This is a genomic window from Mycobacterium sp. JS623 (assembly GCF_000328565.1).
GTDB lineage: Bacteria > Actinomycetota > Actinomycetes > Mycobacteriales > Mycobacteriaceae > Mycobacterium.
This window is the reverse complement of the sequence record NC_019966.1, coordinates 199,847-214,685: the sequence shown is the minus strand read 5'-3', so window position 1 is coordinate 214,685 and position 14,839 is coordinate 199,847. Positions and strand designations below refer to the sequence as shown.

General features: G+C 65.1%; 14 protein-coding genes. 7 read left to right on the top strand and 7 right to left on the bottom strand.

The window, feature by feature from the left end; genetic code table 11:
- The first annotated feature begins 23 nt into the window (after positions 1-23).
- Positions 24-1,859, top strand: a complete 1,836-nt coding sequence (locus tag MYCSM_RS01005; RefSeq protein WP_015304254.1) for an acyl-CoA dehydrogenase — start codon at positions 24-26, stop codon at positions 1,857-1,859.
- 57 nt (positions 1,860-1,916) lie between these two features.
- Here the strand turns inward: MYCSM_RS01005 and MYCSM_RS01000 are convergent, their stop codons facing one another.
- A complete protein-coding gene (locus MYCSM_RS01000; protein WP_015304253.1) occupies positions 1,917-2,276 on the bottom strand; it encodes a DUF732 domain-containing protein in 360 nt (119 codons plus the stop codon).
- 223 nt (positions 2,277-2,499) lie between these two features.
- Between MYCSM_RS01000 and MYCSM_RS35125 the strand changes: the two genes are divergently transcribed.
- Genes MYCSM_RS35125 through MYCSM_RS37990 form a run of 4 tightly spaced genes read left to right on the top strand, consistent with a single transcriptional unit; the run spans position 2,500 to position 6,228 of the window.
- Positions 2,500-4,170: an NHL repeat-containing protein gene (locus tag MYCSM_RS35125; RefSeq protein WP_015304252.1), complete on the top strand. Its 1,671-nt coding sequence runs from the start codon at positions 2,500-2,502 to the stop codon at positions 4,168-4,170.
- 47 nt (positions 4,171-4,217) lie between these two features.
- Positions 4,218-5,501: a hypothetical protein gene (locus tag MYCSM_RS00985; RefSeq protein WP_041311144.1), complete on the top strand. Its 1,284-nt coding sequence runs from the start codon at positions 4,218-4,220 to the stop codon at positions 5,499-5,501.
- 32 nt (positions 5,502-5,533) lie between these two features.
- Positions 5,534-6,028: a hypothetical protein gene (locus MYCSM_RS00980; RefSeq protein ID WP_051073688.1), complete on the top strand. Its 495-nt coding sequence runs from the start codon at positions 5,534-5,536 to the stop codon at positions 6,026-6,028.
- Positions 6,022-6,228: an RsiV family protein gene (locus tag MYCSM_RS37990; RefSeq protein ID WP_051073687.1), complete on the top strand. Its 207-nt coding sequence runs from the start codon at positions 6,022-6,024 to the stop codon at positions 6,226-6,228. Before MYCSM_RS00980 ends, MYCSM_RS37990 begins: the two co-directional genes overlap by 7 nt.
- A 239-nt stretch (positions 6,229-6,467) precedes the next feature.
- On the opposite strand, the gene MYCSM_RS00975 is transcribed toward MYCSM_RS37990, so the two are convergent.
- Together MYCSM_RS00975 and MYCSM_RS00970 are read right to left on the bottom strand one after the other, a co-directional pair.
- Positions 6,468-7,397 (bottom strand): TIGR03564 family F420-dependent LLM class oxidoreductase, encoded by a 930-nt coding sequence (locus tag MYCSM_RS00975; RefSeq protein WP_015304250.1) that lies wholly within the window; start codon positions 7,395-7,397, stop codon positions 6,468-6,470.
- Between the two features lie 137 nt (positions 7,398-7,534).
- Entirely contained in the window at positions 7,535-8,842 is a 1,308-nt protein-coding gene (locus MYCSM_RS00970) for an acetyl-CoA C-acetyltransferase (protein ID WP_015304249.1), read from the bottom strand.
- Between the two features lie 37 nt (positions 8,843-8,879).
- On the opposite strand from MYCSM_RS00970, the gene MYCSM_RS00965 reads away from it, so the two are divergent.
- Together MYCSM_RS00965 and MYCSM_RS00960 are read left to right on the top strand one after the other, a co-directional pair.
- A complete protein-coding gene (locus MYCSM_RS00965; RefSeq protein ID WP_015304248.1) occupies positions 8,880-10,235 on the top strand; it encodes a 3-oxoacyl-ACP reductase in 1,356 nt (451 codons plus the stop codon).
- Between the two features lie 4 nt (positions 10,236-10,239).
- Positions 10,240-11,082, top strand: coding sequence for a MaoC/PaaZ C-terminal domain-containing protein (locus MYCSM_RS00960; protein ID WP_198344986.1), 843 nt, complete (start codon positions 10,240-10,242; stop codon positions 11,080-11,082).
- On the opposite strand, the gene MYCSM_RS00955 is transcribed toward MYCSM_RS00960, so the two are convergent.
- From MYCSM_RS00955 to MYCSM_RS00940, 4 genes are all read right to left on the bottom strand, one after another.
- On the bottom strand, positions 11,077-11,703 hold the full coding sequence (locus MYCSM_RS00955) for a L,D-transpeptidase family protein (RefSeq protein ID WP_232425702.1): 627 nt from the start codon (positions 11,701-11,703) through the stop codon (positions 11,077-11,079). The two genes, MYCSM_RS00960 and MYCSM_RS00955, sit on opposite strands and share 6 nt — an antisense overlap.
- A 44-nt stretch (positions 11,704-11,747) precedes the next feature.
- Positions 11,748-11,936: a hypothetical protein gene (locus MYCSM_RS00950; RefSeq protein WP_015304245.1), complete on the bottom strand. Its 189-nt coding sequence runs from the start codon at positions 11,934-11,936 to the stop codon at positions 11,748-11,750.
- A 126-nt stretch (positions 11,937-12,062) separates the two neighbouring features.
- A complete protein-coding gene (locus MYCSM_RS00945) occupies positions 12,063-12,983 on the bottom strand; it encodes a carbohydrate kinase family protein (protein WP_015304244.1) in 921 nt (306 codons plus the stop codon).
- Between the two features lie 11 nt (positions 12,984-12,994).
- Entirely contained in the window at positions 12,995-14,833 is a 1,839-nt protein-coding gene (locus MYCSM_RS00940; RefSeq protein WP_232425701.1) for an ABC transporter ATP-binding protein, read from the bottom strand.
- Between the last annotated feature and the right edge of the window lie 6 nt (positions 14,834-14,839).

Genomic DNA, 14,839 nt, shown 5'->3' with positions numbered 1-14,839 from the left:
TGGCTACTCGACGAGGAGGAACTGTGAGCCACTATAAGAGCAACGTCCGTGACCAGGTATTCAACCTGTTCGAGGTCTTCGGTGTGGACAAAGCGCTCGGTGAGGGCGCATACACCGACCTGGACACCGACACCGCGACCGAGATGCTGGGCGAGATGGCCCGGCTGGCCGAGGGCCCGATCGCAGAATCGTTCGTCGACTCAGACCGCAATCCCCCGGTGTTCGACCCCAACACCCATGAGGTGAAGCTTCCCGAGCCGTTCAAGAAGTCAATGCGCGCGCTGCTCGACGGCGGCTGGGACAAGATCGGCCTTGTCGAGGAGCTCGGCGGCATGCCGATGCCCCGCGCACTGCAGTGGGCCCTGATCGAGCACGTGCTCGGCGCCAACCCGGCCGCGTACATGTATGCGATGGGTGCGGGCATGGCCCAGATCCTGTGGAACCTCGGCACCGATGAGCAGAAGAAGTGGGCCGTGCTGGCCGCCGAGCGCGGCTGGACCGCGACCATGGTGCTCACCGAGCCCGACGCGGGCTCCGACGTCGGCGCCGGGCGGACCAAGGCAGTGCAGCAGCCCGACGGCACCTGGCACATCGACGGCGTGAAGCGCTTCATCACTTCCGGCGACGCCGACGACATCGGCGAGAACATCATGCACCTGGTGCTGGCCCGCCCCGAGGGTGCCGGTCCCGGCACCAAGGGACTGTCGCTGTTCTTCGTGCCGAAGTTCCATTTCGACCCCGAAACCGGCGAGCCCGGCGAGCGCAACGGTGTCTTCGTCACCAACGTCGAGCACAAGATGGGCCTGAAGGTCTCGGCCACCTGTGAGCTGTCACTCGGCCAGCACGGCGTGCCCGCCGTTGGCTGGTTGGTCGGCGAGGTGCACGACGGCATCGCGCAGATGTTCGACGTCATCGAGCAGGCTCGAATGATGGTGGGCACCAAGGCCATTGCGACCTTGTCCACCGGTTACCTGAACGCGCTCGAGTACGCCAAGGAGCGTGTGCAGGGCGCCGATTTGACCCAGATGACGGACAAGACCGCGCCGCGCGTGACCATCACGCATCACCCGGACGTGCGCCGGTCGCTGATGACGCAGAAGGCTTACGCCGAGGGTCTGCGCGCGCTGTACCTGTACACCGCGACGTTCCAGGACTCCGCGGTCGCCAAGGCGCTGCACGATGTGGACGCCGAACTGGCCGTGCGGGTCAACGACCTGATGCTCCCGCTCGTCAAGGGTGTGGGCTCGGAGCAGGCGTACGCCAAGCTCACCGAGAGCCTGCAGACCTTCGGTGGGTCCGGCTTCCTGCAGGACTACCCGATCGAGCAGTACATCCGTGACGCCAAGATCGACTCGCTGTACGAGGGCACCACGGCCATCCAGGCGCAGGACTTCTTCTTCCGCAAGCTCGTCCGCGACAAGGGTCAGGCGCTGGCCTACGTGGCCGGCCAGGTCGAGCAGTTCGTCAAGAACGAGGCGGGCAACGGCCGGCTCAAGGCCGAGCGCGCGCTGCTGGCCACCGCGCTGGAGGACGTGCAAGGCATGGCCGCCACGCTGACCGGCTACCTGATGGGCGCGCAGGAAAACCCGGCCGAGCTGTACAAGGTTGGCCTGGGTTCGGTCCGCTTCCTGATGAGCGTCGGTGACCTCGTTATCGGTTGGCTGCTGCAGCAGCAGGCCGCCGTCGCCATCGAGGCGCTCGACGCCGGGGCCAGCGGTGACGATCGCGCCTTCTACGAGGGCAAGATCGCGGTGGCGTCGTTCTTCGCGAAGAACATGCTGCCGCTGCTCACCAGCACTCGCGCGGTGATCGACACCCTCGACAACGAAATCATGGAACTCGACGAGGCGGCTTTCTAAACCCGCTTCGTACGCGACAGGCCCCGGACTCTTCCCGGGGCCTTTTGCGTTGGCGCGTCAGTGATTTGGGCCGACTACCGTCGCGCCGTTCGACATCTGATGCACGAACTGCGGGCAGTACGCCATCGCCGCGTCGACAACGATGACCAATGCGGTCTGCCGATCGACGCCGCCGTTCGCGGCCGCGATGTTGCTGCTGATGTCGCTTGGCTCCATGCCTGCATCGAGCGCGTCGCACGCGTGATGCGCGACCTTCATGGCCGAGTCCGGGCTGCCGAAGCCGATGCCCTGCTGTTGCAGGGCATCGAAGAACTGATCGTCGGCCGTCTGCGCGTTGGCCGTGCCCGCGGTGAGCAGGGTGGCCAGGCCGATCATGCCTGCCGCGATGGCGGGCTTGGCGATTCTTGGGCTGAACATGTGTTGGTTTCCTTACCGGTCGGTGTTTGCGTTGGAAACACCATTCACGGTGGCGCTTGACGAATTCTTGGCGGCCGCAAAGCCGCGATCATGGGGAAAATTTCCCTATTCAACCCGGCCTGACGTGCGACGCACACTACGTACGACACAGCACCAAGAAACCTCCAAGGCCGTCTCGGCACTCTTGCCGCAACAAAGACACATTCGTTGGAAGGACATCGCAATGACCCCAGCTTCGCCGCCGGTTCGGCGGACGAACCGTGGCGTGAAGGTCGCACTCGTTATCGGCCTGCTCGTCATCGTGGCGATCGCCGCTGCGATGAGCATCAAGGCGATGGTTTCGGCTCGCGCATCCCAAACACGCGCCGTGTCGTACGCATCTCAGGCCGTGCTGCCGTTCGCACACGTTGACAAGCCCTACGGCGCAGCGGTCGACGCGGCCGGCAACCTCTACATCGCCGACCATGCCAGTCACCAGCTCTTGAAGCTCGCGGCGGGAGCCGACGCACCGACTCCCCTTCCGTCGACGGGCCTTTCGGCTCCCACTGGCGTGGCAGTTGACAGCGCAGGCAATGTCTACGTCGCCGACAACGGCAACGACCGGCTGTGGAAGCTTGCGGCGGGCGCGGACAAGCTGACTGCGCTGCCGCTGCGTGGTCTCACGGATCCCGACGGAGTGGCCGTGGACGCGGAGGGCAACGTCTACGTCGCTGACTACAGCAATCGCCGGGTACTCAAGCTCGCCCCGGGGGCGAGCATCGCAAGCGTGCTGCCGTTAGGCACATTGCACGGCCCCGCCGCGGTCGCCGTCGACGCTGCGAATGCCGTCTACGTCGTTGACCACGATGCCAACCGCGTGCTGAAACTCGCTGCGGGCGCGAGTGGCCCCACGGTGCTCCCATTCGGCACTCTTCACAACCCCATCGCCGTCGGTGTCGACCGACAGAACAACGTGTATGTCCTGCAGCCGAATCCCGATGCGGTGCTGAAGCTGACGCCGAACGCGACCGCGCCGACCAAACTGCCATTCTTCAGTTCCTCCAACGAGAACGCCGGTTTGGCCGTGAGTCCGTCGGGCGACCTCTACATCACCGACCTCTCCAAGCACAAGGTAGAGAAGCTGCAGGCGGGCGCCAAGAACTCGAGTGAGCTGCCGTTCACTCCACTCCGCTACGCCAACGGAGTCTCGGCGGACACCTCCGGCAACCTCTACATCAGCGGCGAGGGTGATCACCGGGTGTGGAAGCTCGCAGCAGGCGCCGATGCTCCTGCGCCGCTGCCCTTCTCGGACAAGACCGATGCCGGCAGTACGGCGGTGGACAGCGCAGGCAACCTCTACGTCACCGACTTCGACAACCATCAGGTGCTGAAACTGGCTGCCGGGGCGACGAATCCGGCTCCGCTGCCATTGGCCGGCGTCGAATACCCCACGAGTGTCGCAGTGGACGCCACGGGCGATCTGTACATCAGCGACTGGGATGGCAACCGCGTATGGAAGCTGGCCGCAGGGGCGGCCACCCCGATTGCGCTGCCATTCGATGATTTGCGCGATCCCCAGGGAGTCGCCGTCGACCCCGCAGGCAACGTCTACGTCGTCGACAGCGGCAACAACCGGGTGCTGAAACTGGCCGCCGCTGAAAACTCCGCCACCGCGCTGCCGTTCACAGGACTCGACGATCCCGCTGGAGTCGCACTCGACTCCGTGGGCGACCTGTACGTCGCCGACCGCGGCAACAACCGGGTGCTGAAACTGGCTGCCGGGTCGAACACCCCGGCCGCGCTGCCGTTCAGCGGTCTCAACCTCCCGCAGAGTCTCTCCGTTGACGCCAACGGCACTGTCTACGTGACCGACAACGGCAATGGCCGCGTAGTGAAACTTTCGGTGCAGCGATGAGCCGAAAAGCCTTGACCTCCCACCACATTCTTCGCAAAGGAACCAACGTGAAGCGATCTCGGATCACCGTCGGGCTCGTCGCCGCGGCGGCAGTGACGCTCGCCGGATGCTCGTCGTCGAACGGTTCGACGGCGGCGCAGAGCACGGCCAACAGCGCTGTGACGCCGACGTCGAAGGCCGCGTCCGCCGCACCTGCCGTCGCACACGGAACCGAGGCCGCGATCGGCAACGTGCCATGGGGGAAGGTCGGCCAGGGTTGGATGCTCGCGATGTGGAATCCGGTCACCCCGGTCAGGCCCGGCAGCGACCGGGCACCCAACGAGCCAGCTCCCGATGTGGCCACCACGACGCTGTATCTCGTTGACCCGCAAGGCAACCGCTACTCGATCACCAACTTCGCCCCGGGCGCGGACCCCCAGTTGGTCGACTGGTCCGGCGATGGCAGCCACGCGCTGATCAAGCCAGAGAAGTACGAGCCGGGCGCGTCGTCATCGTCACTCGTGTCGATCGATCTGCACAGCGGCGCACAGACCACACTTCCCATCACGGGGTACGCCCAATACACCCGCACCGACGGCAACGCTCTGCTGATCGCCACCGACAACGACCGAACCAAGCCGGGAACGCTGAAGCGGGTCGACCTTGCCGGCAACGAGCAGCAGTCGTATCCGACAGACCAGCTGGGCGGCGCGGGTCACTTCAGCGGCGGCTACCTCCAGTCGCCCGACGGCACGCTGCTCGTGCTCGGGACCGCGAACGTCGGCAGCGACGGCTACACCAAGGCCGACAACAGCCTCGTTGTGATGAGCAATGACGGAAAGATCACCCGAACGTTGCCGACGCCGGTGCCGAAAACCGAATGCACGCCTGTGCGGTGGTGGACCTCGACCGTGATCCTCGCCCGCTGCGAGAACGACGCGGGCAGCCAGCTCTGGAAGGTACCCGTCGATGGTGCGACGCCGACCGCGCTGACCGCCGTCAACTCTGGTCAGGAGGACGATCCCGGCTTCGGCGGGGACATCGGCGACGACGTCGCCTGGCAGCTGCCTAGCGGCACTTTCCTGCAGTCTGCTGGCGCGTGCGGCACGATGTTCCTCTCCCGCTTGACGCCCGACATGCACACCACGCGCGTACACATCCCCGGCGTGTCCGAGAGCGTCATCGTTGCGGGCGCGACCGGCGACAAGTTGCTCATACTCGGCAAGGTCGGCTGCGGTGGTACCACGTCGCTGCTGACGTACGATCCGGCGGCCAACACCTCCACCGTGCTTCTCGGCCCACCGATCAACGGCGGCGGCGTCAGCGACGCACAGCTCTATCCCGAGAAGTAACCGTCAACCACAATCAACAACGGGAAACCGATATGGCACCAAAGTTGCGTAACCGCAACCTAATAGCGGCGCTCGCCGTCGCGGCCGTCATCGCAATAGCGCCGACCCCCGCGGCCGGTGCGCAATCGGGGTGCGACGCACTCGGCGGAACGGTCGACGCCGACGGCATCTGCCAGGTCCACACCACCACCCCGGAATACACGCTCGGCATGAGTTTCCCGCTCGACTACCCCGACCAGCAGGCAGTGAGTGACTACCTGACACAGGACCGCGCTGACTTCCTCGACTGGCTTGCTAAGTTCGCGCCGGACGGCCGCAACCGGCCCTACATGCACGACGTCAGCGCGAAGACGTACCGGTCGTCCGGCACCGTGAGCCTCGTGCTGGACATCGACGACGACACCGGCTTTTCCCATGAGGACCACCCGAATACCTACTACAAGACATTCAACTACGACTTGAGCAAGCGCGCGCCGATCACCTTCGACGCGCTGTTCAAGCCGGACACCACCCGCTTGGCGTGTTGAACCCGATCGTGCAGCGCGAGTTGGGGAAACACCGGTCTACTCCCGTACGCGACGACCTGGACGCCAACACGTACCGGAACTTCGCGATCACCGACGATGCGGTCATCTTCTTCTTCGGTGAGGATGCGGTGGTCCCCGACAACAGCGGACCGCATCAGGTTTCAGTGCCGCGCAGCGAGCTCGCGCCGCTGCTGGCCTAGCTGCAGCAACCTGGACGGCCGAACCGCCAACCCCGAGTGTCTGGCGGATGTCAGGTGGGGCTAGCCACACCGTCCTACAGACAAAAAGGGCGGGTTCGGGAGGACACTTGAGGGCGTCTCATTATTCTCGCGCGTCCGGCTTTCACCTCTTGCCGGCACTTTGGATTGGTCACTCCCGAACCCGTCGTGCGCTCGATCGTACGCCTGTGATTGCGGCCACACCAGAGGAAATTTGGGCCTCACCTGTCCCTGGTTCGCAGCAGCGCGCGGGTGCGTGCACGCCCCTCCGGAGAGGGGTCGAAGGTGACGGCCGCGAACTCGTCGACGCCTGATGCGGCGACTTCGTCGAGGCGGTCGGAAACCGTCTTCTCGTCGCCGATGATCGCGGCGTCCTCCGGCCCCGCATAACCCTCGCGGTCGAGCATCGCGCGGTATGACGGCAGCTGGCCGTAGATCGCGAACTCTTGTGCGGCCCTTGCCCGAGCCTCGTCGACGTCGTCGGTGACGGCCACCGGCAGCGACGCGGCGACACGCACATCTGACTGCGCACGTCCCGCCTCCTCTGCGGCGTCGCGCAGCGTCGGGCTGACATGTTCGGCGAGCGTCTTGGGGCCCGTCATCCACGTCAGCGTGCCTGCTGTGCGACGGCCCGCGAGCTTCAGCATCTGCGGGCCCAGCGCGGCGATGTAAACATCGGGCACGGGCGCCCCGGGAATCTGCAGCGACCCGCGCGTGGTCACCGTCTCGCCTACCGCGTCCGCGGGTTGGCCGGAAAGAAGCGGCAGCAGGCCGTCGAGGTACTCACGCATCCGCCGCAGCGGCTTCTCATACGAGATGCCCCACATCTGCTCGGTGACCATCTTGTGGCTCATCCCGACCCCGAGGCTGAAGCGGCCACCTGCGATCGCATTGAGCGTCAGCGCCCGCTGGGCCAACGACGTCGGGTGCTGGACCTGAATCGGCACCACGCCGGAGCCCACCTCGATGGTGTCGACCTCATGCAGGGCGACCGCCAGGATGGTCAGCAGATCCGGGTCGTAGGGCAGCTGGGCCATCCAGACTCTGCGGAACCCCTCGTCGCGCAGCAGGGCGAGGCTCTTGATGGTCGCGTCGACGGGCGAGCCGCCGGTATCGCTGAGTAATCCGACGAGGCTGAGGCTGATTTGCATGTCCCCATCGAAGCACTCGGGCCCAGAAAATAAGAGCCCCGTGTTGCCGTCGGGTCGGGGGGTCAGACGGCAACACGGAGCTATCGGGTCTATCGACCACTGCCGGGGGCGCGTTACATGCCTGCGAAAATTATTTTCTAGGCCTCGAGGATCGCCGCGACGCCCTGCCCACCCGCTGCGCAGATCGAAATCAGACCGCGGACCGGCTGACCGGTCTCCTTCTTCTTCTCCGCCAGCTGCTTGGCCAACTGCGCCACGATTCGTCCGCCTGTCGCTGCGAACGGGTGACCCGCCGCCAGCGACGAGCCGTTGACGTTGAGCTTCGACCGGTCGATCGAGCCGAGCGCTGAATCCAGACCGAGGCGCTCCTTGCAGTACTCCTCGGACTCCCACGCCTGCAGGTGGGCGAGTACCACCGACGCGAACGCCTCGTGGATCTCGTAGAAGTCGAAGTCGCCCAGGCTCAGGCCGTTTCGGGCCAGCAGCCGCGGCACCGCATAGGTGGGCGCCATCAGAAGGCCGTCCTTGCCGTTGACGTAGTCGACCGCTGCAGTCTCGGCGTCGACGTAGTACGCCAGCGGCTCGATGCCGTGCTGCGCGGCCCACTCGTCGGTAGCGAGCAGGCTCACTGAGGCGCCGTCCGTCAGCGGCGTCGAGTTGCCCGCCGTCATCGTCGCGTCGCCGGCCTTCACGCCGAACACCGGCTTCAGCTTCGCGAGTTTCTCGACCGACGAATCGGCACGCAGATTGTTGTCGCGGTACACGCCGAGGAACGGGGTGACCAGATCGTCGAAGAATCCGCGGTCGTAGGCGGCGGCCATGTTGCGGTGGCTGGCCGCGGCCAACTCGTCCTGCTCGACGCGCTTGATGCCCATTTCCTTGGCGGTGATGGCCTGGTGCTCGCCCATCGACAGCCCGGTGCGCGGCTCGCTGTTGACGGGGATTTCCACGCCGAGCGCCGCGGGCAGCTTGCCGACCAGCTTGAGGCGGTCGACGTTGGACTTCGACCGGCGCAGCCCGAGCAGTACGCGGCGTAGGTCGTCGCCGAACGCGATCGGCGCATCCGACGCGGTGTCCACGCCACCGGCGGCGGCCACGTCGTAGCGGCCTGCGGCGACCCCGTCGGCGGCCGCGATGGTCGCCTGCAGTCCGGTGCCGCACGCCTGCTGAATGTCGAACGCGGGCGTGTACGACGACAGCGAGCTGCCGAGGACGCACTCACGCATCAGGTTGAAGTCGCGGCTGTGCTTGAGCACCGCGCCGCCGATCACCGCACCGAGCTTCTCGCCGTCGAGGTTGAAGCGGTCGATGAGCCCGCCAAGCGCGGCGGTGAACATGTCCTGATTGGAGGCGTTTGCGTACGCGCCATCCGACCGTGCGAAGGGAATCCTGTTGCCGCCGAGAATGGCGACGCGTCGGTGGGTATCACTAGCCATGCGCCCCATATTACGCACCCTTCTTACTCTGGAGTAAGTTCGTCCCATGGCTACGGATCTGTACTCGCAAATCGTCCACTCGGCGCCCGGATCGTTCCTGGCCAAGCAACTCGGCATCCCGCAGCCCGAGACGTTGCGTCGCTACAAGGCCGGCGATGCGCCGCTGGCAGGCACGCTGCTGATCGGCGGCGAGGGCCGCGTCGTGGAGCCGCTACGCGCCGCGCTGGCCGAGGACTACGACGTCGTGTCCAATAACCTCGGCGGCCGCTGGGCCGACTCTTTCGGAGGTCTGGTGTTCGACGCCACCGGCATCACGGAACCCGCGGGGCTGAAGGCCTTGTACAAGTTCTTCACCCCGCTGCTGCGCAACCTCGGTGCGTCGGGCCGCATCGTCGTCGTCGGCACGACACCCGAGCACGTCGACAATGCCCACGAACGAATCGCCCAGCGGGCGCTCGAAGGGTTCACCCGGTCGCTCGCCAAGGAACTGCGGCGTGGTGCCACGGTGAACTTGGTGCACCTGTCGCCCGATGCCAAGCCCGCGGCGACCGGGCTGGAGTCGACAGTGCGGTTCATTTTGTCCGGCAAGTCGGCCTACGTCGACGGGCAGGTGTTCCGCGTCGGGGCGCAGGACTCGGCACCTCCGGCCGATTGGGACCGCCCGCTGGACGGCAAAATCGCGCTCGTCACCGGCGCGGCACGCGGCATCGGCGCTACCATCGCCGAGGTGTTCGCCCGTGACGGGGCCAGCGTGGTGGTCGTCGACGTCGAAGGAGCCGCCGACGCGCTCGGCGAGACCGCGGCCAAGGTCGGCGCGACCGCGCTGACGCTCGACGTGACAGCCGACGATGCTGTCGACCGGATCTCGGAACACTTGCGTGAGCACTACCACGGCAGCGGCCTCGACATCCTGGTCAACAATGCCGGCATCACCCGTGACAAGCTGCTGGCCAACATGGACGAGGCGCGGTGGGATTCCGTCGTCGCGGTGAATCTGCTTGCGCCGCTTCGGCTTACCGAGGGTTTGGTGGGCAACGGCACTATCGGCGAGGGTGGCCGGGTGATCGGGCTGTCGTCGATGGCGGGCATCGCGGGCAACCGCGGCCAGACGAACTACGCGGCCACCAAGGCCGGCATGATCGGGTTGACGGATTCACTGGCGGCCGCGTATTCCGACAAGGGCATCACCGTAAACGCCGTGGCGCCCGGCTTCATCGAGACGAAGATGACCGAGGCGATCCCGGTGGCCACCCGTGAGGTGGGCCGGCGGCTGAACTCGCTGTATCAGGGCGGCAAGCCTGTCGATGTCGCCGAGACCATCGCGTATTTCGCGAGCCCGGCGTCGAACGCCGTGACCGGCAACACGATTCGGGTATGCGGCCAGGCATGGTTGGGGGCGTGAGAGCGTGACGCAGCCGTCAGGTTTGATGAACTTGGTGCGCGCGGCGGCCGGAGCCCTGCCATTCGTTCCACGCGGCGACACCTTGCCCGACCGCACGTTGACGGTCGACGAGTTGAGCATTGATCCTGCAAACGTGGCGGCGTACGCGAACGTGACGGGGTTGCGGTTCGGCGATGCGGTGCCGCTGACGTACCCGTTCGCGTTGACGTTCCCGACGGTGATGTCGCTGGTGACGGGCTTCGACTTCCCGTTCGCCGCAATGGGTTCGGTGCACATCGAAAACCACATCACGCAACATCGGACGATTCTGGTGACCGACACCGTTTCGGTGCGTACGCATGCGGAGAACCTGCGTGAGCATCGCCGCGGGCTGTTGGTCGACATCGTCACCGATGTCAATGTCGGAAACGAGACGGCGTGGCATCAAGTGACGACGTTCCTGCATCAGCAGAAGACCAGCCTGTCGGATGAGCCGAAGCCGCCACCGCAGAAGCAGCCGAAGCCGGGACCGCCCAATGCGGTGCTGCGCATCACGCCGGGACAGATCCGCCACTACGCCTCGGTCGGCGGAGATCACAATCCGATCCACACCAATGCGATCGCCGCAAAGCTGTTCGGCTTCCCCAGCGTCATCGCCCACGGAATGTTCAGCGCTGCAGCTGTTTTGGCGAACATTGAGGGTCAGTTGCCGGATACCGTGAAGTATTCGGTGCGGTTCGCCAAGCCGGTGGTGCTGCCGGCGCAGGCCGGTTTGTATGTCGATCGGATCTCCGACGGCTGGCAGTTGACGCTGCGCAACCTGAAGAAGGGCGACCCGCACCTCACGGGAACGGTGACGGCACTATAGCGACGGGGTACCGACGCCGATGGTGATTTCCGGTGATGCGGCGGGGTCGAGCCAGTTCAGCACCGAGCGCATCTCATCACGGCCGATAGCCACACATCCCCATGTGGGACTGCCATCTGTCACGTGCAGAAAGATGCCGGACACCCGCCCGGGCACGCGTTGCGGATTCACCGCGATGTTCACCGCGTAGTCATATACCGGACCGGAGTCGTACAAATTTTCCGCGATGGACGAGGGGCTGCCGGATCGACGCACGTGGGTGTTGTAGCTAGGTGATCGAGCGTCTTCATCCCACCAGTCCTGTTGAGTCGCTTGGAAATACGGCATCTTGGTTCCGGGATTGGGTCGACGGCCGAACGCCTGGTCGAATCTGAATGTTCCCACCGGAGTGCGGTGGACACCGTCCCCTGGAGCACCGACACCGAGCTCGCCTACCTTGGCGGGCACCGGTCCCAACGCCACCTTCCACTGCTGGCCGACCCGTTGGAACGCGGTAAGGGTTCCGGATGTCGCGTGTGCATCTGGCACACCGACGATGATCCACTGTGCCGGCTGACCGGCGAGCGGCGTTGCGGTATCCGCCCACGCGGGCGCAACGACCGGCAGGCTCAGGATAACCAATCCAATCCCCAGTGCTAGGGGGAGTCTCACTAGCTCGTCGAGGCTCAGTCGCGCACCGTCCCAGCGATCTGCAGGCGCTCGGGGGTCAGCTTCGCCGACAGCCAGTCATTTATGGCGTCTTGGCCGATCTGATGAGCTTGCACGGCGTGTGACGCCGACCGTGGCCGTCCGGTGCTGTCGAAGTGCGACTGCAACACGCTCAAAATCGACGAGTAAAGGTCTTTCTCGGTCACTGCGTCCTTTCCGTCCAGCGGCGCTTCTATCGCATTCTTGCGATGCGACGTGTCGCAGAAGGCAAGGTCTGATAACAATTTAACGGCGACGCGGAAGCACTCAACCTTTTGCCCACCAATGGCGCGCTACGCCAACGCGTCGGCGGCCGCGAGGTCGAAGTCGCCGTGGTCGCTGCCCAGTCCCTGCGCGACGAGTGCGGCTACCGCAGTGCCGAGGACCGCCGCATCACGCGGCGCCCTTCCGAGTCCCATGCCGTAGACGAAGCCAGCCGAGAATGCGTCGCCGCATCCGGTAGTGTCCACCACATCGATGGCGAACGCCGGAACATGTTGTGTTCCTTCGGCGTTGACGATCAGCGCGCCGTCGGCACCGCACGTTATCGCCAACAGTCCTGCACCTGCGTCGAGGAGTTTCCGTGACCCTTCGGCAAGATCTGTGGCGCCCGTGAAGCCGAGTACCTGATCCTCGTTCGGCAGCAGATAGTCCGTGTATTCCATCGCAGGCGCGATGAGATCAAAGGTCCCCATGCCGCCTGGTGCGATCAGGTCGACCGAGGTCGTGACGCCATTATCCTTGGCGTGCTTGAGGACTCGCTTCGCGAAGTCCGGCCCCAGCATCTCCGTTCCACCAAGATGGAGGTGATCTGCCGCCGCGATCGCATCCCGGTCGACGTCGTCGAGCGTGTACGAAAGATTGGCCCCGAGCAAGTGCAGGGCAGGCCGTTCACCGTTTGGTCTGATCGGCAGTACCGACATCGACGTCGGCGCATCAGGTTTGCGGACCACCAGGCCGGTGTCGATGCCCGCGCGGCCCAGCAGCGACAGCAACAAATCCCCCGCGGGGTCCACCCCAATCGCCCCCGCCGTCCGCACCGCCGCCCCCAGCTTGGCGAACGTCAGCGCCGTTCCCGCGGCCGTCCCCGCCGCCGTCATCCGGATCTGCTCGACCAGCGCCGTGTCCTGCCCCGCCGGAATGTCGCTGACGGGACGGACAAGCACATCGAGAATGTGGGCCCCCATGCAAACAACAGATGCAATGACGTTCATCGGGCGAGAGCCTAGCCGCTCGGATAGACCAGATCGGGATCGACATTCTGCGCCTCGTACAAGCGCTTGTAGAGGCCGCCTTCGGCGATCAGCGTGCGGTGATCACCGACCTGAGCGATGCGGCCGTCCTCGAGCACCAGAATTCGATCAGCCACCGCGGCAATGAAGTCCATGTCATGACTGATCACCAAGCACGTGCGATCTCGGGCATACTCGCGGATCACTCCGGTCAGCCTGGCCCGCTGGTCGGCGTCGAGGTTCTCCGTCGGTTCGTCGAGCAGCAACACCTCGGGCCTGCGCAATAGGCAGCGCGCCAACGCGATCAGTCGCTTCTGCCCGCCCGATGGCACCTGCACATCCACCACGGTGTCGTAGCCGTCGTGCATCTTCATCGGATCGGTGATGACCGTGTGCACATGTGCCTGCTGACACGCCTGCTCGACATCTGCGTCGCTGGCGTCCGGTCGCGCCAATCGGATGTTCTCGCGGATCGTGTCCTTGGTGAAGAACGGGAACTGCGCAAGCTTGGACACCTGATCGCGCAACGACGCGGTGGTCACCCCCGCGATGTCGTGGCCGTCGAGCAGAATTCGGCCTCTCTGCGGATCGAGGAACCGCAGCATGAGGTTGAACACCGTCGACTTGCCGGACCCGATGCCACCCACCAGCGCCACCGTTTCGCCTTCGGCGATCGAGAATGTCAACCCCTCGAGAACCGTTTGGCTGTCGGTGTATCCGAACGTCACGTCCTCGAACACGACGTTGCCGTGCACCTCGCCGAGCGTGACGGCCTCAGGGCTGTCCTGAACTGTCGGTCGGGTGTCGAGCAGTTCGTAAGTCGACGTTGCGCTCGGCAGTACCGAGTGGTAGGTGGTGTATGCGCCCATCACCCGTTGCGCTGCACCAAACATCGTCGGAACCATTCCCGCGAACACCATCAGGCCGGCGAAGGTAAGGCCAAAGCTCGAGCTGAACCCGACCCCGACCAGCAACACCACCACGGTGCTGAGCGCTACGAAAATCTGAGACCCGTTCGCGGTGGCCTGCATCCAGACCACGCTCGTCGCGTCGTTCTTCGCGGCGGTCTCCGACGCTTCGTGAAATCGCTTGCTGCGAATGGATTGCGCGTTGAACGTTTGGATCTCGGCGATCCCGTTCACCGTCTGCTCGAGCTCGGCGGACATCAAGCGATCGGCTGTTATCACCCGGTGGATCGCTGCCTGAACATGGCGACCGGCGAACCTCAGGGTGAGCAGCGCCAGCGGTGTGAGGGCCAATGCGGCGATGGTCATCTGCCACGAGAGCGCCAACAGATAAGCGATGGCCGCGACCAATACGAAGGCATCGATCAGTGGTGCCAGTAGGCAGTCCATCAGAAGACGTTGTACGCCAGCGGATTCCGTCGTCACCCGCGGGATCAGCGCACCGCTGCTCGACCCGCTGAAGAAATCAAGAGATAGCGTCTGGATGTGGTCGTGCACCCGCTGCCGGATGTCCGTGACGAGCTTCCGTTGGGCCGTCACCCGCACGGACGCGTTGACCAGATACATCAACTGCGTCAGAACGAGAGAAACCCCCCACGTTCCCAACAGCACCCCGAACGGAACGGGGCCCGCGAACGCACGCAACAGGCCGTCCTCGCGCGCGACCAGCGGGCCCTGCAGATCCCATACCGTGCTGAGATTTCCGCTTGCGCCCGCATCGGCAACCACTTGCATCATGGGGCCGAACGCGGCAGCGGTGACATACGGCAACGCCGAAGCGACCATGCCGAGGAGCACAAGCGCCCCAATTAGGCCGCGCACCGATCGCAGCATGCCGAGGCTGCGCCACACCAGACGGCTGCTCAATGCAGT